The sequence below is a fragment of the Pedobacter sp. AJM genome (assembly GCF_002197755.1).
Taxonomy (GTDB): Bacteria; Bacteroidota; Bacteroidia; order Sphingobacteriales; family Sphingobacteriaceae; genus Pedobacter.
On record NZ_NHOT01000005.1, the window covers coordinates 22,858 to 41,834 of the forward strand.

The 18,977-nt window shown below is 39.8% G+C and carries 19 protein-coding genes, 1 tRNA gene and 1 riboswitch; of the genes, 6 read left to right on the forward strand and 14 right to left on the reverse strand.

Annotated elements, in window-relative coordinates; genetic code table 11:
• Window positions 1-123 precede the first annotated feature (123 nt).
• Window positions 124-291, forward strand: coding sequence for a hypothetical protein (locus tag CBW18_RS21390; protein ID WP_172406511.1), 168 nt, complete (start codon window positions 124-126; stop codon window positions 289-291).
• A 292-nt stretch (window positions 292-583) separates the two neighbouring features.
• Here the strand turns inward: CBW18_RS21390 and CBW18_RS12010 are convergent.
• The 5 genes from CBW18_RS12010 to CBW18_RS12030 form a co-directional block, all read right to left on the reverse strand.
• Window positions 584-668, reverse strand: a tRNA-Ser gene (locus CBW18_RS12010).
• A 95-nt stretch (window positions 669-763) separates the two neighbouring features.
• Window positions 764-1,753, reverse strand: coding sequence for a YihY/virulence factor BrkB family protein (locus CBW18_RS12015; RefSeq protein ID WP_088301586.1), 990 nt, complete (start codon window positions 1,751-1,753; stop codon window positions 764-766).
• A 4-nt stretch (window positions 1,754-1,757) separates the two neighbouring features.
• Complete coding sequence (locus CBW18_RS12020) at window positions 1,758-2,171, reverse strand: thioesterase family protein (protein WP_088301587.1); 414 nt, start codon at window positions 2,169-2,171, stop codon at window positions 1,758-1,760.
• Window positions 2,171-3,226 carry an endolytic transglycosylase MltG gene (gene mltG / locus CBW18_RS12025; protein ID WP_088301588.1) on the reverse strand — a complete coding sequence of 352 codons (1,056 nt, stop codon included), beginning with the start codon at window positions 3,224-3,226 and terminating at the stop codon, window positions 2,171-2,173. The genes CBW18_RS12020 and mltG overlap by 1 nt, the downstream gene beginning before the upstream one ends.
• Window positions 3,227-3,244: 18 nt before the next feature.
• Window positions 3,245-4,015: a PASTA domain-containing protein gene (locus tag CBW18_RS12030; protein ID WP_088301589.1), complete on the reverse strand. Its 771-nt coding sequence runs from the start codon at window positions 4,013-4,015 to the stop codon at window positions 3,245-3,247.
• A 198-nt stretch (window positions 4,016-4,213) separates the two neighbouring features.
• Between CBW18_RS12030 and CBW18_RS12035 the strand changes: the two genes are divergently transcribed.
• The 3 genes from CBW18_RS12035 (at window position 4,214) to CBW18_RS12045 (ending at window position 6,306) form a co-directional block, all read left to right on the forward strand.
• Window positions 4,214-5,200, forward strand: coding sequence for a D-alanine--D-alanine ligase (locus CBW18_RS12035; RefSeq protein ID WP_088301590.1), 987 nt, complete (start codon window positions 4,214-4,216; stop codon window positions 5,198-5,200).
• Window positions 5,201-5,223: 23 nt separating this feature from the next.
• Window positions 5,224-5,808: a Crp/Fnr family transcriptional regulator gene (locus CBW18_RS12040; RefSeq protein ID WP_088301591.1), complete on the forward strand. Its 585-nt coding sequence runs from the start codon at window positions 5,224-5,226 to the stop codon at window positions 5,806-5,808.
• A 90-nt stretch (window positions 5,809-5,898) separates the two neighbouring features.
• Entirely contained in the window at window positions 5,899-6,306 is a 408-nt protein-coding gene (locus tag CBW18_RS12045; RefSeq protein WP_088301592.1) for a DUF983 domain-containing protein, read from the forward strand.
• Window positions 6,307-6,332: 26 nt separating this feature from the next.
• Here the strand turns inward: CBW18_RS12045 and CBW18_RS12050 are convergent, their stop codons facing one another.
• The 6 genes from CBW18_RS12050 to CBW18_RS12075 all read right to left on the reverse strand — a co-directional run bounded on the left by CBW18_RS12050 (window position 6,333) and on the right by CBW18_RS12075 (window position 12,397).
• Entirely contained in the window at window positions 6,333-7,079 is a 747-nt protein-coding gene (locus CBW18_RS12050) for a copper homeostasis protein CutC (protein ID WP_088301822.1), read from the reverse strand.
• Between the two features lie 10 nt (window positions 7,080-7,089).
• The gene (locus tag CBW18_RS12055) at window positions 7,090-7,929 is read right to left on the reverse strand and encodes a YegJ family protein (RefSeq protein ID WP_253249022.1); all 840 of its coding nucleotides are present in this window, start codon (window positions 7,927-7,929) and stop codon (window positions 7,090-7,092) included.
• A 65-nt stretch (window positions 7,930-7,994) separates the two neighbouring features.
• On the reverse strand, window positions 7,995-9,029 hold the full coding sequence (locus CBW18_RS12060; RefSeq protein WP_088301594.1) for a N(4)-(beta-N-acetylglucosaminyl)-L-asparaginase: 1,035 nt from the start codon (window positions 9,027-9,029) through the stop codon (window positions 7,995-7,997).
• 22 nt (window positions 9,030-9,051) lie between these two features.
• The gene (locus CBW18_RS12065; RefSeq protein WP_172406512.1) at window positions 9,052-9,855 is read right to left on the reverse strand and encodes a nitrilase family protein; all 804 of its coding nucleotides are present in this window, start codon (window positions 9,853-9,855) and stop codon (window positions 9,052-9,054) included.
• Window positions 9,856-9,873: 18 nt separating this feature from the next.
• A complete protein-coding gene (locus CBW18_RS12070) occupies window positions 9,874-11,019 on the reverse strand; it encodes a methionine aminotransferase (RefSeq protein ID WP_088301595.1) in 1,146 nt (381 codons plus the stop codon).
• Between the two features lie 151 nt (window positions 11,020-11,170).
• A complete protein-coding gene (locus CBW18_RS12075; protein ID WP_088301824.1) occupies window positions 11,171-12,397 on the reverse strand; it encodes a multidrug effflux MFS transporter in 1,227 nt (408 codons plus the stop codon).
• Between the two features lie 152 nt (window positions 12,398-12,549).
• Here CBW18_RS12075 and CBW18_RS12080 point away from each other — a divergent pair, with 152 nt between their 5' ends.
• Window positions 12,550-13,320 carry a queuosine precursor transporter gene (locus tag CBW18_RS12080; protein ID WP_088301596.1) on the forward strand — a complete coding sequence of 257 codons (771 nt, stop codon included), beginning with the start codon at window positions 12,550-12,552 and terminating at the stop codon, window positions 13,318-13,320.
• A gap of 139 nt (window positions 13,321-13,459) precedes the next feature.
• On the opposite strand, the gene CBW18_RS12085 is transcribed toward CBW18_RS12080, so the two are convergent.
• From CBW18_RS12085 to CBW18_RS12095, 3 genes are all read right to left on the reverse strand, one after another.
• On the reverse strand, window positions 13,460-14,704 hold the full coding sequence (locus CBW18_RS12085; RefSeq protein WP_088301597.1) for a homoserine dehydrogenase: 1,245 nt from the start codon (window positions 14,702-14,704) through the stop codon (window positions 13,460-13,462).
• A gap of 219 nt (window positions 14,705-14,923) precedes the next feature.
• A complete protein-coding gene (gene metX, locus CBW18_RS12090; RefSeq protein WP_088301598.1) occupies window positions 14,924-15,982 on the reverse strand; it encodes a homoserine O-acetyltransferase in 1,059 nt (352 codons plus the stop codon).
• Window positions 15,983-16,021: 39 nt separating this feature from the next.
• Window positions 16,022-17,347, reverse strand: a complete 1,326-nt coding sequence (locus CBW18_RS12095; protein WP_088301599.1) for an O-acetylhomoserine aminocarboxypropyltransferase/cysteine synthase family protein — start codon at window positions 17,345-17,347, stop codon at window positions 16,022-16,024.
• A 271-nt stretch (window positions 17,348-17,618) separates the two neighbouring features.
• Window positions 17,619-17,729, reverse strand: a riboswitch (SAM riboswitch).
• A gap of 196 nt (window positions 17,730-17,925) precedes the next feature.
• Between CBW18_RS12095 and CBW18_RS12100 the strand changes: the two genes are divergently transcribed.
• Window positions 17,926-18,933, forward strand: coding sequence for a hypothetical protein (locus CBW18_RS12100; protein ID WP_088301600.1), 1,008 nt, complete (start codon window positions 17,926-17,928; stop codon window positions 18,931-18,933).
• The last annotated feature ends 44 nt before the right edge of the window (window positions 18,934-18,977 follow it).

The following is an 18,977-nucleotide window of genomic DNA, read 5'->3' on the forward strand; positions in this document are numbered from 1 at the left end:
TAACGATTTTGTGCCTTTAAAAATTAGAAATACCCTTCATAAATATTCATTAATTCTTCATTTGATATGTTGAACTTTATTAAACAATCAACAAGATTTATAAACCCATAAATAAAAATCAACATGAAAGCAATTAAAATTTTAATGATCGCCCTGGTAGCTACATTTACATTTAATGCAGTAAATGCGCAAACCAAAGAACCTGTTAAAGCCAAAACCGAAAAAACTCAGGTTAAAAAAGTATCTGCCAAAAAACACCACAAAGCAAAAAAAGCTGCTGTTAAAAAATAATGCATAGCATCAATTTTTAAAGTAAAGCCGTTTCGAAATTAATTTTGAAACGGCTTTTTTATGTGCAGCCCGTTCTCACGAGCGACCATTATATTTATATCTTTTTTCAGGTAAATACTGATGTAATGATTCGAGATTAATTTAATAAGGCTTTTAAATAGCAGGTATGCTGCATTTTAGTTTTTTAAGTATGTTCAGACGTTTTTGAAATTCTTTAGATCCAATGGGAGGGATGAAGATTTTGGAAAATCAGGACAAAAAAAAGAGGGTCTTTGATAAAAGACCCTCCCGGCGGAAAGCGAGGGATTCGAACCCCCGGACCTATGACAGTCAACAGTTTTCAAGACTGCCGCATTCGACCACTCTGCCAGCTTTCCGGAGGCAAAAGTACGAACTCCAGCTAAATCTGCAAACTATGATGTTGTTTTTTTTATATTAAATTGATAATTGCTTAACACAGAGGGAGAAAAAATTATTTTTTCTGGAAATTTTCATCAATGGGATCACTTTTTTTAAAGAGATTAAAGGTGGGGCGAATAATTTTAACACTGCGCTTACTCACATCAACACTGGCATTCAGCTCAAACCCGATCAATAGAATAAAAGAATTGAGGTATAGCCAGATCATCACTACAATTAAAGTACCAATGGAGCCATAAACCTTGTTATAAGAGCCGAAGTGATTAATGTAAAAGGAAAATCCCCAGATGGTAATAAAAGCTAAAATAGTAGCCAGCCATGAACCGGCACTAAACAATCGCCATTTTTTTGCATGAGAAGGGCCGTAACGGTATAAAATCGAAATGGTGATAAAATATAAACCTGCCAGTAAAGCCCAGCGTGTAAACTGAATGGCATAAACCGCCAGGCTAGCCTTTAAATGAAGCTCATCTTTAATGTACTTTAAAAGTACTTCACTTAAAGCCATGGCTGTGATACAGGCGATAATAGACAGGCAGATAAATACGGTTAGTGCCAGCGCAATCAACCGCTGTTTAATCCAGCCCCGGGTTTCGATAATCAGTGACGATTTATTAAAAGCCTTCATCAGGTTTTTCACGCCGTTCGTGGCAAAAAAGATAGCCGATAAAAAACCAAAGGACAATAAACCCGTATTCTGGTTTTTAACAATATCATTCAGCGTAGATTCAAAGGCTTCATATGCATTATGCGGCAAAACAAGCTCAATCAGGCTTAATAACTGATCCTGGAAACCTTTAATCGGAATAAATGGGATCAGTGTAAACAGGAAAATAATACCTGGGAAAATAGCCAGCATAAAACTATAGGCAAGTGACGATGATTTATTCACCAGCGTATCTTTACCTATCTCTTTAAAAAAGAAAGTGGCTACCGTATATAAGGGTAAGGGACTGAAACCAGGCAGAACACAGTTCTTCGTCCACTCGATAAACTTCGCGTAGATGTTTAAATGTAATAACTGCCGGTGTAACCATTCCATTTAATTATGTTGTAAAATGAGGTTGAATCCCATCCATAAAATTCTTTGGCGGATGACAAGGCCTTCTCGTTTCTTTATCCACAAACACCAATGTAGTTTTGCCAATGTTGATCAGTTGTTCAGCTTCATTGTAAATTTCATATTCCACATGTAAACGTACAGTTGGCAATTCTTTTACCAGGCATTTGACGGTTAAAACCTGATTATAGAATGCAGGTTTCAGGAATTTTGATTGTAGTTCCAGTAAAGGAAGCATCACGCCATCAGCTTCCATAGACTCATAAGTAATGCCTGAAGAAGCCTCGAAACATTCCGTACGGGCAATTTCATAATACAGGGCGTAATTACCGTGGTGAACCACACCCATCTGATCGGTCTCTGCATATCGGACCTTCACCTTTGTTTCATGTACAAACATTACCTGTAGATATTTTTTTTGTTTAATGCCTCACGGTATTTTTTGGCGTTGATTTCATGCTGTGCCTTTGTTTCCGCAAAATTATGGTATCCTGAAAAGTCTTCTTTTGCACACATGTAAATGTAATTGTTCTGTTCCCGGTTCAATACTGCATCAATGGCATTAATACTGGGCATCATTATCGGTCCCGGGGGTAAACCGGCATACTTATAGGTATTATATAAAGATTGTACCTGCAATAACTTTCCGGTTACCCTTTTTACGGTAAAGTCGTTATTGGCAAAAATCACAGTTGGGTCTGCCTGAAGCAAAATACCTTTGTTCAACCGGTTTAAGTAAAGACCAGCGATGATTGGCATTTCCTTGTCGTATAGCGCTTCGGCATCAACAATAGATGCCAAGATATAAACCTGAGTGGGCGTAAGGTTCAGGCTTGCTGCCTTTTGCTTGCGTTCAGGTGTCCAGAATTTTTCATACTCCTTGTGCATCCGCTCGAAAAAATCAACCGGAGCTATATTCCAGTACATTTCATAGGTGTTCGGAATAAACATCGTATAAATATTGTCCTGGTTAAAGCCATATTTGGTAATCAGATCTGTAGAATCCAAAACATTGATAAAACTTAGTGAATCTGCTTCTAAATTACTGGCAAGATAAGCGGCAAAATTTTCTTTCTTCCTGATGTTCTGAAACTTCAGTTTCACCGGCTCCTGGTTGCCCGCTTTAATCAGGTTCACTAAAGTCCGGTTGGTCATGCCTTTTTTAAGGCGATAGCGGCCAGGTTTTAAATTAGCAGCCAGGTTCATTTTCTCTGCGGCAGCGGTAAAAGAAGAGACGCTCTTTAAGATGTCCTTCTTTTGCATTTCAGCGACCAGCTGATCATAATTGCTTCCGGTTTTGATGTATAAATATTTTTGATTCTCAGTAATGTTGGGAGAAAAGTATATCTTGTAAAAATTGAGTGCAAAATAGGCAGCAACCAGCACGATGGCTGCAACGACGGCTAGTATGATTTTTTTTCCGGTACTCATCTTCTTTTTTTCTATTTCAGTCATTTTTTTTATAAAGCGTGTTTATGGTTGCTTATTGGATAGCGTAACATTAATTTTTGTGCCGATGGCCACTTTCGTTAAAGAGTCTACCGGCATTGGGTCTTGTTTGATAATAACCGCGTTAGCACTGTCGGTAATGTCGCCTTCATAAAGAATATTTCCTAAAGTTAGGTTAGAACCTTTTAAACTAAACTTAGCTTCATCAACGGTTAAACCTGTTAGTTGTGGAATATCAACCTCTTCATTACCACGGCCGTCGCCCAGTACCAGGTTAATTCTGGAGCCAACAGGAACAATATCGCCAGGCTGTATAGGTTGTCCGCCAAAAGTGGCTTCCAATACCACATCCCGGCTCACATCGGGTTTATAAGTGGTATCACCTAATTTAAGTCTTGAACTTTCAATAACGGCTTGTGCCTCCCTTAAGGTTTTAAAGGCAATATCCGGAAACTTGGTGTTTGGAATCTTGCCAGCATTGATGGTTAAATAAATGGTCCGGTTGTCTTTTACAAAAGTATTCGGATCAGGATCCTGGTCAATCACAATCCCGGCCGGCTGATCCATAATAAATACAGAATCGACCTCATATTTTAACCCGGCATCTTCCAGTTTACGTACGGCCTGTTCAAAAGATAGACCTTTAACCAGCGGAACATTCAGACCCTGGCCATGTTTGGTATAGTACCGCAAACTGAAAAAAGCAACGAGCAAGAGGCCCACAACGGTTAAAAGTGCAGCTATAATGTTAGTCCTGAAGGATTTGGTTTTTAAATATGCTATAAATTTAGACATGAATATTAAATTCTGGTGTTTGCGTAAAAATCAAATGTAATCATTAAAGAGTGAATGAATCTTTCCGGCGTTTTGAAAGCAATAATCACACCATTAATCCTTGATTCAATTCATCAATTATTAAACTTTGCACAAAGATATTTATATTTTTGGGGATATATTTAGAATCAAATTCAATTTATACTTAAGAATTTCCTCATGAAAAAAACGATTGCCTTGTTAACAGGCGGTACCACAGGCGAATGGGTTGTTTCTGTAAAAAGTGCAGCCACTATTTCGCATCATATTGATGCTGATTTATATGATGTTTATAAAATAATGCTTAATGACCATGGCTGGTTTTATGAGCCGGCCGATTCTGTTAAAATTGAAATTGACCGGAATGACTTTTCGCTTAGCATAGAAGGGAGGAAGATTAAATTTGATGGTGTTTTCATTGCCATTCATGGCTCACCGGGTGAGGATGGAAAATTACAGGGTTATTTTGATATGCTTCATATTCCTTATACCGCCTGCGATGCTTTAACGTCTGCCATCACCATGAACAAAGGATATACAAAAGCCGTTGTTCATGATATTGATGATTTGTATACCGCTAAATCTGTTCAGATTTTTAAAGGCAGTCATTACGATCTTGGCCAAATCAGGCAGGATTTAAAATTACCATACTTTGTAAAACCAAACAGTGGAGGCAGCAGCATTGGGATGAGTAAGGTAAAACGTACGGAAGATCTTGAAGATGCGGTAGAAAAGGCCTTTAAAGAAGATCCCCAGGTATTAATTGAAGAATTTGTGAGTGGCAGGGAATTTTCAATCGGGGTATACAGTGCCAAAGGTGAGGTAACCGTATTGCCTACTACCGAAGTGATAACGGCCAATGAGTTTTTTGATTTCGAGGCCAAATACACGCCTGGTGCTGCTGAAGAAATTACCCCAGGAAACATGAATGAAGAGGAATATTCGAGGGTTCACCGCATCATTAAAGCGATATATAAAAAACTGAATTGCAGGGGAGTGGTTCGGATAGATTATTTCCTGGAACATGAAACCGGTAAGTTCTATTTTATTGAGATCAATACCATTCCCGGACAAACGGCTACCAGTTTCATTCCGCAGCAGGTTGCAGCAATGGGTATATCCCTGAAAGAATTTTATACCGGCCTATTAAAAGAAACCATTGGTTAGGTTAATCTTAAAAGAATGATCTGATGGAAATCCAGAGGCTTACAGACAAAGGCTTTACCACAAAAACCTTCCAGAAGGATGCCATCATTTATGAACCCGGCATGCAACCGCGCTACGTCTATTTCATTCAATCGGGCGAAGTGCGGATGGTGACCATCAGCGATGATGGAAAGGAATTTATTCAGGGTGTATTTAAGGCCGGTCAGTATTTTGGAGAACCTGCATTGCTGATTGACAAGCCTTACCTGGCTTTTACTATTGTGAATAAGGTTTCACGGATCATCCAGGTGAACAGGCAGGATTTTTTTGCTTTGATTGAAAATGAACCGGATTTCAGCATGTCACTAATTAAAACACTGAGCAGGCGTTTATTCTATAAATCGATGATGCTGGAAGAACTGGCCAATGAAAAAGCAGAGCATCGCTTGCTGACCATTATTAATTACCTGCTACCTGATGTAGCTGTTGGCGCACCGCTAAAGGTTACAAGGCAGGAACTTGCAGACATGACCGGACTAAGGGTAGAAACTGTCATCAGAGGTGTAAAACTGTTATCTAAAAAAGGATTAATTTCATTGTCTGGCGGGAAGATCATACGATTAGAGTAACATTTTTTATCAGGTCGCTTTATGAATATGATGCAGATCATAAATCGGGGCCGATATTAGCTTTAAATTTGTATAATTAATAAATACAATATGGCTGATTTAACAAGTTTCCAGGCTTTTATACAATGTAAGTGTCCACGTTGCCGTAAAGGAGATATCTTCACAGGCAGTGCTTATTCGTACAAACTACAGAAAACCAATATTTATTGCCCGCATTGCAATCTCAAATTTGAACGTGAACCAGGCTTTTTTTATGTGGCGATGTTTGTGAGTTATGCGATGAATGTTGCTGAAATTATTACCATTGGCGTAGCATCTTATGTATTAGGCCTTCCCCTAACTTATGAAAACCTGTGGTATTACGTGGGATTGATCCTTTTTGGGGTATTGCTTTGTTCACCGATTAATTACCGGTATTCGAGGGTGATTTTACTTCACTACCTGACTCCCGGTTTGCATTACGTTCCCGGAAGCGGTGATTTAATCCAAAAGGTATAAACCAAGTCTGGTTATATTGAATTTACTTATGGATTTAAATTTTCAAGTTGTGTAACCAGTTCTCTTACTTTTTCTTCAGCCGTTAATTCATATTGATATTCATCTTCAATACTGCCCATTTTGGCTGTTGTATTAAGGTATGCCATCTTACTTTTTACCCATACTTTGGCTGAAGCATGAAATTCGGTAGCACCTGTTCTGGCATAAAGCTCCTGAATATTGGCAGCATGAATACCCGCACCAGGCATGATGGTAATCCTGCCATTTGCCTGTTTAACCAATCTGGTCAGTTGATCCATACCGGAAAAAGCAGATGCGGCACCTCCTGACGATAATACCCTCACAATGCCCATTTCAATCAGATCTTCCAGGGCCTTCTCCATATCATTACACATATCAAAAGCCCTGTGAAAGGCTACCTGCATTGGTTTGGCCAGTTCAATTAATTCCCGGCACCTGGATAGGTCTATACTGCCATCTGCGTTTAGTATTCCGATTACGATCCCCTCACAGTTTAATGATTTACAGATTAGGATATCCTCCCTCATTAAATTAAACTCTGTTTCGGTATACAGAAAATCACCACCCCGCGGACGGATAATTGGCCATATGGCAATATTTAGCTGCTGTTTTGCCAGTTTAATCTGTCCATAACTTGGTGTAGTACCACCTTCAGCTAAATTATCGCAAAGCTCTACCCGTTTGGCACCACCTAACTGTGCAGCCAGGGCAGAGGCATAAGAGTTTGCACAAACTTCTAAAATACCAGGCATGTTTTTAAGGTTATGCTTCATTTACCGGACCAAGAACCTTCCATCCGGAAGCAGATTTACAGGTATTTAATTTTTCAACTGATACACCTCCATCCGGAAACCAGCAAACCTCTGTAATGGTATAATGGGTATCATCAATTTTTTCTCTTATTGGAAATGCATGTTGCAAATCTGAGAAATTCGGAAAGCCATGCTCCTGAATATGATTGATGAACGAAAGCTCCAGTACCTCGGCGGTATTGGCAATCATTTCTTCATCAGTTTCCATAGATAATTTGGACAGCATCATTTTAGCTTCTTCGTAAAAATCTTTACAGGCAAGTGCGGCATCCAGATTCTGATCGTTATAAGCCTTTTCGAGCGAAAGAATAGCGCCTTCCGGGGTATTAAAATCAGTTCTGAAATGGTCAACACCGTCATCTATATACAAACCAATGCTTTCGTCAAACTGTGCTTTATCCACATCTGGGATAGAATCTCTGATGGCCCGGATGGTATAACCACCAATCAGCCTGCCCTGTTCGATAATCATCCAGTCTGAAATATAATTTCGATCAACGCCTATTTTCTGGTCAGCCTTTACAGTTTTCACATCAACAGGTACATTACCTACCACGCCAAACAAATTACCCGATTCATCGAAACTGGGATCAGTAAGCCAGATATGCTCGCTTATTTCGCCATCCAGAATCTGCACTTTAATGGAAAAACTGGATTGATCACTTTTTGGCTGATTCAGACTCTCTTCAAAATACCAAAGTGTAAGGTTCGCTTTTTCAATGGCCCATTTCATGCCTTCATCAGCATCAGGAATATAAACCATGCCAGGCTCACCTTTTCGTTCTGCCACGTTTTTTTTGCCGAAAATTTTAGATAGAAACCCCATTCTGATAGGTGTTTTAGTGATTTACGATATTAATAATAACTTTTGCCCTTGATTAATAAATCTTGTTTTTCAGTATTGCATACGGCGTAGCTGAATCCTTTCTGAATGGCATAAGCACCATATTCACCTTTTTTATTGATCGCTAAGAAACCTACCTGAATATTTTTAGCTGTTTCGGGTTTCTTTTTGATGATGCGCATCACGGCTTCTTTACAGGCCGCTTCCGGAGTATAACCCTGACGCATGAGTTCAACCACTAAAAAGGAACCCACATTCCGGATTACCTCTTCTCCAACACCTGTTGAAGTTGCTCCACCTACCTCATTATCTACAAATAAACCTGCACCGATAATCGGGCTATCCCCAATTCTGCCATGCAGTTTATAAGCCATGCCGCTGGTGGTACACGCCCCCGAAATGTTTCCTTTTGCATCAATAGCCAGCATACCAATGGTATCGTGATTATATTGGTTTCCAGGTAATTTTTGAGGTGCAGCCTTATCATATAACTTGTTCTCAATATTCATTACCGGCTCATATTTAGCAGTTTTTAACCATTCTTTCCAGGCTTTTTCACTGGATGGCGTGAGCAGGTTTTCTTTCTTAAAGCCTTGTTCAAGCGCAAACTGCAGGGCGCCATCGCCAGCCAGCATCACGTGCGGCGTTTTTTCCATTACCTTACGGGCAACAGAAATAGGATGCTTAATGTGCTCTAAAGCCAGCACAGCACCACAGTTCCCCAGTTCGTCCATGATACAGGCATCCAATGTAACCTTGCCATCCCTGTCGGGCAAACCACCATAACCAACGGTTTGGTTTTTTTCATCGGCTTCCGGAACCCAAACGCCTTGCTCAACCGCATCCAGAGATCTTCCTCCATTTGACAATACTTTCCAGGCATCAGCGTTGGCTGCAATGCCAAAATCCCAGGTAGAGATCACAATGGGCAGGTTTTTTGCCTTTGCAGGTTGTGAAGGAATGGCATTGGCCATACTGGTTTTATCGATGGCCAGTAAGCCTGCAGAAAGGGCAGAAGCTTTTATAAATTTACGTCGGTTAAACATGATGCTATATTAGAGGTTGTTTTTATAGGATAGTGAATTGATCTGCATCTCTTAAGAAAGGAAACTGACGCCTGATTTTGGCCAGTTCTTCGTAATTAATGGTAACGGTATACATGTCTTCATCTTCCGGCTTATAATAAACAGTATTGCCATACGGATCAATGACCATCGAATGGCCACCATGATAAACCTGGTTACCATCATGTCCTACACGGTTTACGCCAATTACGTAACTCTGATTTTCGATGGCCCGGGCAGGAATCAGTGCTTTCCAGTGTGCAGAACGCCGATCGGGCCAGCTGGCTACTAAAAGCAGGATATCATATTCTTCATTTACATTGCGTAACCAAACCGGAAATCGCAAATCATAGCATACCGCCAGCCTGATTTTCCAGCCCTTCAGCTCGACAATCAGTTTGTTTTCACCGGAACTGAAATTTTCATCCTCATCACCCATGCCAAATAAATGGCGTTTGTCATAATGCTGGTGTTCGCCATCTTTATTCATCCAGATTAAGCGGTTATAATAACGGCCATTATCTTTGATAATCAAACTGCCGGTAACCACACAATTGTATAGTGCAGCTGTTTTCTGCATCCATTGCATCGTCGGACCACCCATTTCTTCAGCCAAAGTTTCGGCATTCATGCTGAAACCACTGTTAAACATTTCTGGTAGAATAATCAGGTCTGTTTTTTCCCGAACACCCATTGATAGGCGAAGTGCCAGGTTAACCAGGTTTTTTTCTATATTTTCCCAAAAAAGGTACGCTTGAAAAATGGTTACTTTCAGGTTTTCTATTTGCGTGTAGATAGGTGCTTCCATATGTTAGGTTTGCAAATGTTAAACATTCATTAATTTTTCTGCCGCTAAAGCAAGGGTTTCATTTTCTTTAGCAAAACAGAAGCGGATAATTTTATGGTCAGTTGCTTTTTGATAAAAGGCCGAAACCGGAATACTGGCCACACCAAATTCTTTAATGAGCCTGATGCTAAAATCAGTGTCCTTTTCATCGCTGATCTGATCATAACTTACACATTGAAAATATGAACCTTTACAAGGGAGCAGTTCAAAACGGCTTTCAGCTAGTAATCCCCTAAAATAATTACGCTTTTCTTCAAAAAAACGGCCGATTTCAGTATAACTGCCAGGTTCATGGATATAGGTTGCAATGGCTTGTTGCATGGCACTATTAACGCTGAAAACATTAAATTGGTGTACTTTTCTAAATTCCTTCATCAATAAGGCCGGAGCAAGGCAATAGCCCAGCTTCCATCCGGTTGCATGCAAAAGCTTTCCGAAAGAGGCCACTATAAAGCTTCTTTCCCGTAATTCAGGGTAAAGCATCACACTATTGTGTTTTTCTTCATCGTAAATCAGGTGTTCGTAAACCTCATCGCTCAGAATTAAGATATCTGTTCCACTGATCAGCTTGATCAGCGATTTCATGTCTTCATCAGATAGAATACTGCCCGTGGGGTTTTGAGGAGAATTTAAAATGATCATCCTTGTACTTGACGTGAACAGTTTTTTAACCATGTCCCAGTCGATTCCATAATGCGGAGGAGCCAATTCATAAGTCTTAACTAATCCACCTAAAAGCCTGACGGTTGGGGCATAGCAATCATAAGCCGGTTCGAAGATAATGACTTCATCTCCCGAATTAATGATGGCCGCCAGTGCAGTAAAGATAGCCTGAGTACCACCTGCTGTAACCGTTATTTCAGTCTCCGGATGATATTTTACCTGATATAAGCTTTCTACTTTTTGCGCAATGGTTTCATTTAGGAAATGATTACCAGGCATGGGTGCATATTGGTTAAATCCATCTTTCATGGCCTGGTTAACCAATGCTACAAGTTTTGGATCGCAAGGATAATCAGGAAAACCTTGTGATAAGTTGATGGCCTGATGCGCTGTCGCAAGCTGCGACATGACCGAAAAAATGGTTGTCCCAACGCCAGGGAGTTTTGATTGTATATTTAACATGTGATAAGCGAAAATAGCAAAAAAAGCTTAAAAAAGCAGTTCTATTTTAGCTTAAGACATTGGAGGTATTGTTTAAATGATTTGAAATCAATGTGTTGTCGGCGGATATTGATGCCTGCTCTTTTGCCTGACCCTGCCTGAATCAGCAGGATTAATGTGCCATAACCGCCGCATCTGCTGACGCGGCAACCTCACTTTTAATCAAACTTCTTCCAATCCATAAACAAAGCATGGCGATAAATGCAGCTACCGTCATGACCAATGGCATGGGCACAACAGAATGTTCACTAAATAAACTCACCACCACAGATGCCAAAGCACCAAGTCCCATTTGAAAGGCACCCATCAGGGCCGAAGCACTACCCGCATTTTTGCTAAATGGAGACAGTGCCAACGCTGCTGCATTTGGATTAATGAAACCTAAGCAGGAAAGGAACAAAGCGATGAAGCCCAGTGTCAGAGATAAGTTTAACCAGTCATTCAAGGCAAAAACCAGGAAGATTAAACTAAATACACATTGCGCCATTAATGCCCAGGTGACAATCTTTTTACTGCTAAACCATTTTAAAATTAAACTATTTAACTGGCTGGAACCGATAAAGGCTACTGAAAGCAAGGCAAAAATCCATCCATAGCCCGTTTTGCTTACCTCATAAATTTTCATAAAAACCGTTGGTGATGATGATACGTAAGCAAACAAACCAGAAAAAGTTATGGAGCTGATGAAGGCATAAGTAGAAAACTGCGGTTCTTTCAGTACCATGAGGAAGCTATTTAAAATCGGTTTTGGCTTCAGCGAGTAATTCGGATCTGGTTTATAGCTTTCCGGTAATTTGAAGATGGAAGCCAGCAGCATCAGAATCGCCATAAAACCCAAAAAAACGAATACATATTTCCAGCTAAGTGTGGAAATTAAATAACCACCTGCAGTAGGGGCCAGCATGGGCGAAACCGCAATAACAAGCATTAAAGAAGCAAAAACTTTCGGGCTTTCTTCAACGGTAAATAAATCGCGGACCATGGCGATGGAGGCTACAGCGGTGGCGCAACTGCCAATAGCCTGAACGAAACGTAAAACAATAAGTTGATTTACATCAGTTACGGCAAGGCATAAAAATGAAGAAACGATATAAAGTGCTAAACCGAAATAGAGTGGTTTCTTCCTTCCAAATTTATCAAGAAGTGGCCCGTAAAGTAACTGACCGGCAGAAATACCAATAAAAAATGCTGATAATGATAGGGCTACCGACGATTCATTTGTTTTTAAGTCTTTTGCGATATCTACAAATCCAGGCAAATACATGTCGATAGAAAAAGGGCCAAGCGCTGCCAGGGAACCCAGAATTAAGATAAGGTAGATTTTTTTTTGCTGAGCCATAATCATGAATAGTTTTTCCGAGGCGCAAAGATTGTCAGATTTATGCATTTAACCTATTTTTGAGGTCGAATGATTGTAAAAAGATAACTGGTTAAAAAAATTAACACGAAGTACAGTAATTCTGATTTGAATTATTTTTAGATTTATGCACTATGACTTTTAAAACCAAAGAAAGCCGGCTATTTCTCGTGTTGGGATGTTTTTTTGTCGCGAATGCGATATTATCAGAGTTTATTGGGGTGAAATTATTTAGCGTAGAGGAAACTTTAGGGATTAAAAAGTTTGACATCAATTTATTAGGCGTTAAAAACCTGTCTTTTGTGATGTCGGCTGGTGTGTTAACCTGGCCGATTATTTTTATCATGACCGATATTATTAACGAGTATTTTGGCGTAAAGCAGGTTCGCTTTCTTTCCATACTTACTTCTATCCTCATTGCATTTGCCTTTTTAGTGGTTTGGGGTTCCATGCATTTAAGTGCGGCAGATTTCTGGGTCCACCAAAACATCAACGGGGAAGATTTAAATATGAACAACGCTTTTGCAGGGATATTCGGTCAGGGGATGTGGATTATTGTAGGCTCTATCATTGCCTTTATTGTAGGGCAGCTGGCTGATGTTTTAATTTTTCATCGTATTAAGAGGGTAACCGGAGAAAAGGCTTTATGGTTGCGGGCAACAGGTTCAACACTGGTTTCCCAGCTCATCGATAGCTTTGTGGTCATCTTTATTGCTTTTTATCTCAATCCACAATATCATTACAGCTGGAAAATGGTTGCTGCCATCGGACTGGTAAATTATACTTACAAGTTTATTGTAGCCATTTTAATGACCCCGATTCTGTATATCGTTCATTTGATTATCGACAGTTACCTGGGAAAAGATTTGGCTAAAAAACTCACAGAAATGGCCGGGCGGGGTTAGTCTCTTGCTGGCTGTTAAGCATGAAGAAGAATATGCTTATTCAAAAAGGGGGGAAACCGCTTAAATGGACAAAAAGGCCGGAATCGCTCCAGCCTTAATGCTTAACAACAAAACAAATAAAAAAAATTAACCTTAAAATTTACAGGGAAGCCAGCTCTTCCGCGAAAACATTTTCCGCAACCTGCTCCTGTTTGTAGATCTGTCTGCCGGTATAGGCAATAAAAACGTCTTTTTCCAAAAGTAAATCACGGTTTTTAATCAGCTGTTCTAACTTAACTGTTCCGATCACATATTTATAGTTACTGGCTGCATAGCGTTCGCTAATTTCATCAAAACCCAGCAAGGTCACTAAGTCTTCATCCGCATAACGCAAATAAACCTCCAGCAAAATATCTTCAGTGTGTTTAACACCATTTTCTGAATGATATTTTTTATACTCATAACGATAATCATATCGTAAAGCTGCAATATCTGAGAGTACGGCGGCACCGGTAGGATGACCACCGGCACCTTTTCCGAAGAAGAATTGTTTGTCGGCAAATGCCGCCTGAACCGTTACGGCATTGTATTCATTTTCAACATTATACAGGAAATCATCTTTGGGCACAAGCTTGGGCAATACATAAGTCACGATATCCTTGGTATTTACTTTCCGTGCAGTAGGAACCAGCTTAATTTTGAAATTCTTTTCACGGGCATATTTGATATCGTTTGCAGAAAGGTTTTGAATACCAATATTTAAAATAGCATCCGGATTCACAAACAAGCCGTAGGCATGGGCTGTGGCAATCGCCAGTTTATATTTGGGATCGTAACCACCTACATCTAAAATCGGATCGGTTTCTGCAAAGCCCAGGTCTTGCGCTTCTTTTAAGGCTGCGTTGTAACTTTGATTTTCATTAAAAATCTTCGATAAGATGTAATTGGATGAACCATTAAAGATGCCACTTAAGGCATGAAAAAGCTCATTGTCATAATATTCTTCCAGATTCCTGATGATTGGAATACTACCGCAAACCGCACCTTCATAAAGTAATGATGTACCATATTTCTGCTGCAATTCAACCAGTTCTTTTAAATGATTGGCAATCATCTTTTTATTGGCAGAGACAACATTTTTGCCGTTTTTTAAAGCAGTGGTTACAATTTCATAAGCGGCATCAGCATCATTAATCAGTTCCACTACTGTATTGATTTCTGAATTATTCAGAATCTCATGGCGGTCTGTCGTAAATAAATGTTGATCGAGCGTACGTTTTTTCTTTGGATTTTTTATAGCGATTTTTATGATTTCCAGGTTAAGGTTCTGACTCTGGATAATATCTAATAATCCCTGGCCTACCACTCCGAAGCCAAATAAACCGATTTTTAAATTTTTACTCATGGTGTTTTATAGTGTATTAGGTAGCGAGTATCAAGTATCAGGACTTGTGCTCAAAGCGCTTTTCGCTACTATTTTTTTTGTGAACTTCTATTTGATACGGAAACACAGATTTTCACAGAATTAGATTCCTTATTTCCATGATTCAGTGTTTTCGTGTCTGATTAATATTTTTTAATTCGTTTAGCCTCGCTTTTATTTAATCTTTTACCCTCCACCTTATCAGGCCGTATGCTGTAGCTTAATAATTTTCTTATCCCGGCTTTCTCTGATAAAGTTGCCGATGATGTTGGTTAAGGCATTGGTTTCAATTAAAAAACCATCATGACCATATTCAGAATGAATCACCGCGAATGTTGCATCATTGATCTGATCTGCCAGGTATTTTTGCTCTGACACCGGAAAAAGAAAGTCATTTTCGATACCAATAACTAAGGTATTTGCTTTGATTAATTTTAGAGCTTCAGCAATACTCTTTCTGTTGCGCCCTACATTGTGGCTGTCCATAGCTTTGGTCAAATAATAATAACTGTAAGCATTGAAGCGTTTAATCAGCTTCTCACCCTGATAATTCTGATAGGAGGAGGCCCGGAAATGATCCGTTTTATCATTTACACTTTCCACCTGTGTACTGCCATAAGCATGGTAGGTTCTGTAACTCAGGAGTGCAATACTTCTGGCGGTTTTTAAACCTTTACTGCCGCCATCGGGCTGGTTGGCAAAGAAAGTCCTGTCTGTGGTAATGGCCAGTCGCTGACTTTCATTAAAGGCAATGCCCCAGGGCGAATGTACCGCGTTGGTGGCCACTAAAATCAGATTTTCAATTCTGGAAGGTTCGATAATTCCCCATTCCACAGCCTGTTGTCCGCCCAATGAACCACCAATCAGTAATTTAATGGAATCGATACCTAAATGCCTGGCCAGCAACTGATGTGCGGCAACAAAATCGCGGATGGTAAATGGTGGAAAAGATAAATAGTAAGGCTGGCCGGTTACCGGATTAATGCTTAATGGATTGGTTGTTCCATAATTCGAGCCTAAAACATTGGCGCAAACAATATAATGATCTTCTGGGTTAAACAGTGCGTTTTGTCCGAACAAACCTTCCCACCATTCAAATACATCAGCATTGGCTGTCAGCGCGTGACATACCCAAATCACATTGTCTTTATTGGCATTTAGTTTACCATATGTTTGATAGGCGATTTGCAGATTCCGAATTTTTTTCCCGTTTTCCAGCTTAAATGGCTTGGTATAATGATATGTTGATGCAGTGCTCATGGTAAAATTGTAATGTTGTAAAATGAATAGGTATTAAGCTTATAGGGATTCCTGACTGATTTTTGATCCAATAGCCGCAAAAGCCTGTTCAAAATCTGCTTTAATATCATCAATATGCTCTATACCTACAGAAACCCTTAGTGCATTTGGTTTAACGCCGGCCGCCAGTTGGGCTTCATCACTTAATTGCTGGTGTGTGGTGGCTGAAGGCTGGATAATTAAAGTTTTAGCATCACCTACATTAGCTAAATGAGAAACCAGTTTCAAACTATCTATAAGCTGAGAGGCATTTTCCTTGCTTCCGTTCAATTCGAAAGATAAAACGCCACCAAAGCCGTTGCTTAAGTATTTCTTGGCCAGGTTATGGTATGGACTACTGGATAAACCAGGATAATGTACTTCTTTAACCAAAGGATGATTTTCCAGCCAGGTAGCCAGCTCAAGTGCATTGTCTACATGACGTTGAACGCGGAGTGATAATGTTTCTAATCCCTGTAATAAGAGGAAAGAATTAAAAGGAGACAGGGCAGGTCCCAGATCCCTTAAGCCTTCTACCCGGGCGCGAATAATAAACTGGATGTTACCAAACGGACCTCCGATACCAAAAACATCGTTAAAAACTAATCCGTGATAACCTTCTGATGGTGCTGTAAACTGCGGAAATTTTCCATTGCCCCAGTTGTAATTTCCACCATCAATGATCACACCGCCAATGCTGGTACCATGACCGCCGATCCATTTAGTAGCAGATTCTACTACAATGTTTGCTCCATGCTCCAGTGGTTTAAATAAATATCCACCTGCACCAAAAGTATTGTCTACAATAAAAGGAATATCATGTGTTTTGGCAATGGCCGCAATTTTTTCAAAATCAGGGATGCTGAAGGCCGGATTGCCAATGGTTTCCAGGTAAATGGCTTTGGTTTTCTCTGTGATTTTTTGTTCAAACTCTTCAGGAACATCCGGGTTTGCAAAATCAACGTGAATGCCCAGACGTTTAAATGCAACCTTAAACTGGTTGTAGGTTCCGCCATATAGATGTGATGACGAAACAATCTGATCTCCGGCCGTTAAGATATTATGCAGGGCGATAAATTGTGCCGCCTGGCCTGATGCTACCGCCAGTGCGGCTACACCACCTTCCAAAGCGGCGATTCTTTTTTCAAAAACATCAGTTGTAGGGTTCATCAGCCGGGTATAGATGTTTCCAAACTCTTTTAAAGCAAACAGGTTAGCACCATGTTCCGCATTCTTAAATCCATAAGAGGTGGTCTGATAAATGGGAACCGCTCTGGAACCTGTTGTAGGGTCTACTTCCTGACCAGCATGCAACTGAAGCGTTTCAAATTTATATGATGTTGACATAATTTTCTAATAATTAAGGTTAAAGAATGAGTGGAATGAACGGACAAATCAGAAAAGTAAATTATCCTGCAGGGCGTATCCCGGTTAACCGGGACCTTCCAATTTGAAAAGAAACAAGAGAGGAAGATTTTTAAATTACCGTATGCAACAGCACATACGGGACATATACATCACATTGCAGCACACCAACAGTTTAATGGAAACATTTGCTGTTTGTTGTTTCAGACTAGTGCCGTCGTGAGATAGAAGATTTAAAGTATTCATCAGTTTAAATTTATATCACCGGTTAACTCCATGTTATCCGGTCAGGAATTGGCACCTTCTCTTTCTGAGGGTTGCCAGTGGGTCACGGAGCCAGTCTCTCGCCACTTCTTTATAAATCAATCCGATTCAGATTGACTTTTATTTAGTGATCTACCAAATAATATTTCAAATGTCTGAAATAATTTTAAAACAACAAAATTTAATTCTGATTTTTTATTAAATAAATCCAATTCCATGTTGTAATCACAAAACGATTGTTCAGGTAAGTTTATTTAACATTAAAATTTTATGTTTGTATAACCTATCTCATCTATATGAAAAATGCTAAAATGATTTGTCTGGCCCTTTCACTCACCATGGCAAGTTTTACCACAGTTAACGCTCAATTCGGCGGATTAAAAGACAAATTATTAAAAGTTGGAACTGTACAGGGGGCTAAGGCTTTAGGTGTGGATAAATTTCTGAAACAACCCGGTGCCATTACCACAAGTTTTGAAGACGTAAACCGCGAGGGAGAAATGATGCCAGATTTTAAGGCCACACTCAAGGCACAACCACTATATCTCTTACCAAAGAATCCGGAAGGAGGATACCTGCTTTGTGAAGGACTTTATGAAATGACGAATAAAAGTTATTGCTTGATGGCTGGTACCTTCGCCCCGTCAAAAGGAGATGGCTATATGTTTGCTCCGGTATTGGGCTCAAAAGAAGATGTTGTGATTGCGATCATTAAAAGTGCAGAAAATCACCCTGAAGTAGAACAACATGATATTCAGGCTTTATTATGGACCATCATAGCACGCACTAAATTTGCAAGTTACAGCGGGCAGGTAAAAGTTACTGCATTAAAATTATTGACGCCAAAACAGATCACCATGTTAGAAGGCGGCGCATTAGGTGTGCTGCCCTTTGACGTAATGGAAAAAGCCAAAGACCAGTTGCCATCTGGTTTAAAGGCAGTTTTTGAAGCTGAAAACAATATTCGCCAGCTCGTTTCTTCAGGAAATTATACCTATGCTGATCTGGAACGGTATGCAATTATTGCAGGTATGGCCCCGCAAAGAGCAGATGTGCCCAGCGGTATCTGGACCAAACATCCTGATGGATATTATGTACGTTATTTTCCTTCGGGCTATTCTACCACACGCGTACAGGTATATGTGCCAAAAGAATTGCTTGCTTCGGGAACAAAATTGGTTTATGATGCAGCTGGTGATATCGCCTGCCCTGCAAATACAGGTTCTCAACGTTTAGCACAAACCAATGAGCCTTTAAATGCAGACTATGCGAAGAAGTTGGTTACTGTTTGTAACCCAAAATAGGTTTTTAGTTCTATAAGGTTTTAAACCTTATAGAACTGTAGAAT

Bases quoted from the DNA above. Each gene is read 5' to 3' on its own strand.
- CBW18_RS21390 (WP_172406511.1), top strand. From the start codon at position 124: ATGAAAGCAATTAAAATTTTAATGATCGCCCTGGTAGCTACATTTACA.
- CBW18_RS12015 (WP_088301586.1), bottom strand. From the start codon at position 1,753: ATGGAATGGTTACACCGGCAGTTATTACATTTAAACATCTACGCGAAG.
- CBW18_RS12020 (WP_088301587.1), bottom strand. From the start codon at position 2,171: ATGTTTGTACATGAAACAAAGGTGAAGGTCCGATATGCAGAGACCGAT.
- mltG (WP_088301588.1), bottom strand. From the start codon at position 3,226: ATGACTGAAATAGAAAAAAAGAAGATGAGTACCGGAAAAAAAATCATA.
- CBW18_RS12030 (WP_088301589.1), bottom strand. From the start codon at position 4,015: ATGTCTAAATTTATAGCATATTTAAAAACCAAATCCTTCAGGACTAAC.
- CBW18_RS12035 (WP_088301590.1), top strand. From the start codon at position 4,214: ATGAAAAAAACGATTGCCTTGTTAACAGGCGGTACCACAGGCGAATGG.
- CBW18_RS12040 (WP_088301591.1), top strand. From the start codon at position 5,224: ATGGAAATCCAGAGGCTTACAGACAAAGGCTTTACCACAAAAACCTTC.
- CBW18_RS12045 (WP_088301592.1), top strand. From the start codon at position 5,899: ATGGCTGATTTAACAAGTTTCCAGGCTTTTATACAATGTAAGTGTCCA.
- CBW18_RS12050 (WP_088301822.1), bottom strand. From the start codon at position 7,079: ATGCCTGGTATTTTAGAAGTTTGTGCAAACTCTTATGCCTCTGCCCTG.
- CBW18_RS12060 (WP_088301594.1), bottom strand. From the start codon at position 9,029: ATGTTTAACCGACGTAAATTTATAAAAGCTTCTGCCCTTTCTGCAGGC.
- CBW18_RS12065 (WP_172406512.1), bottom strand. From the start codon at position 9,855: ATGGAAGCACCTATCTACACGCAAATAGAAAACCTGAAAGTAACCATT.
- CBW18_RS12070 (WP_088301595.1), bottom strand. From the start codon at position 11,019: ATGTTAAATATACAATCAAAACTCCCTGGCGTTGGGACAACCATTTTT.
- CBW18_RS12075 (WP_088301824.1), bottom strand. From the start codon at position 12,397: ATGGCTCAGCAAAAAAAAATCTACCTTATCTTAATTCTGGGTTCCCTG.
- CBW18_RS12080 (WP_088301596.1), top strand. From the start codon at position 12,550: ATGACTTTTAAAACCAAAGAAAGCCGGCTATTTCTCGTGTTGGGATGT.
- CBW18_RS12085 (WP_088301597.1), bottom strand. From the start codon at position 14,704: ATGAGTAAAAATTTAAAAATCGGTTTATTTGGCTTCGGAGTGGTAGGC.
- metX (WP_088301598.1), bottom strand. From the start codon at position 15,982: ATGAGCACTGCATCAACATATCATTATACCAAGCCATTTAAGCTGGAA.
- CBW18_RS12095 (WP_088301599.1), bottom strand. From the start codon at position 17,347: ATGTCAACATCATATAAATTTGAAACGCTTCAGTTGCATGCTGGTCAG.
- CBW18_RS12100 (WP_088301600.1), top strand. From the start codon at position 17,926: ATGAAAAATGCTAAAATGATTTGTCTGGCCCTTTCACTCACCATGGCA.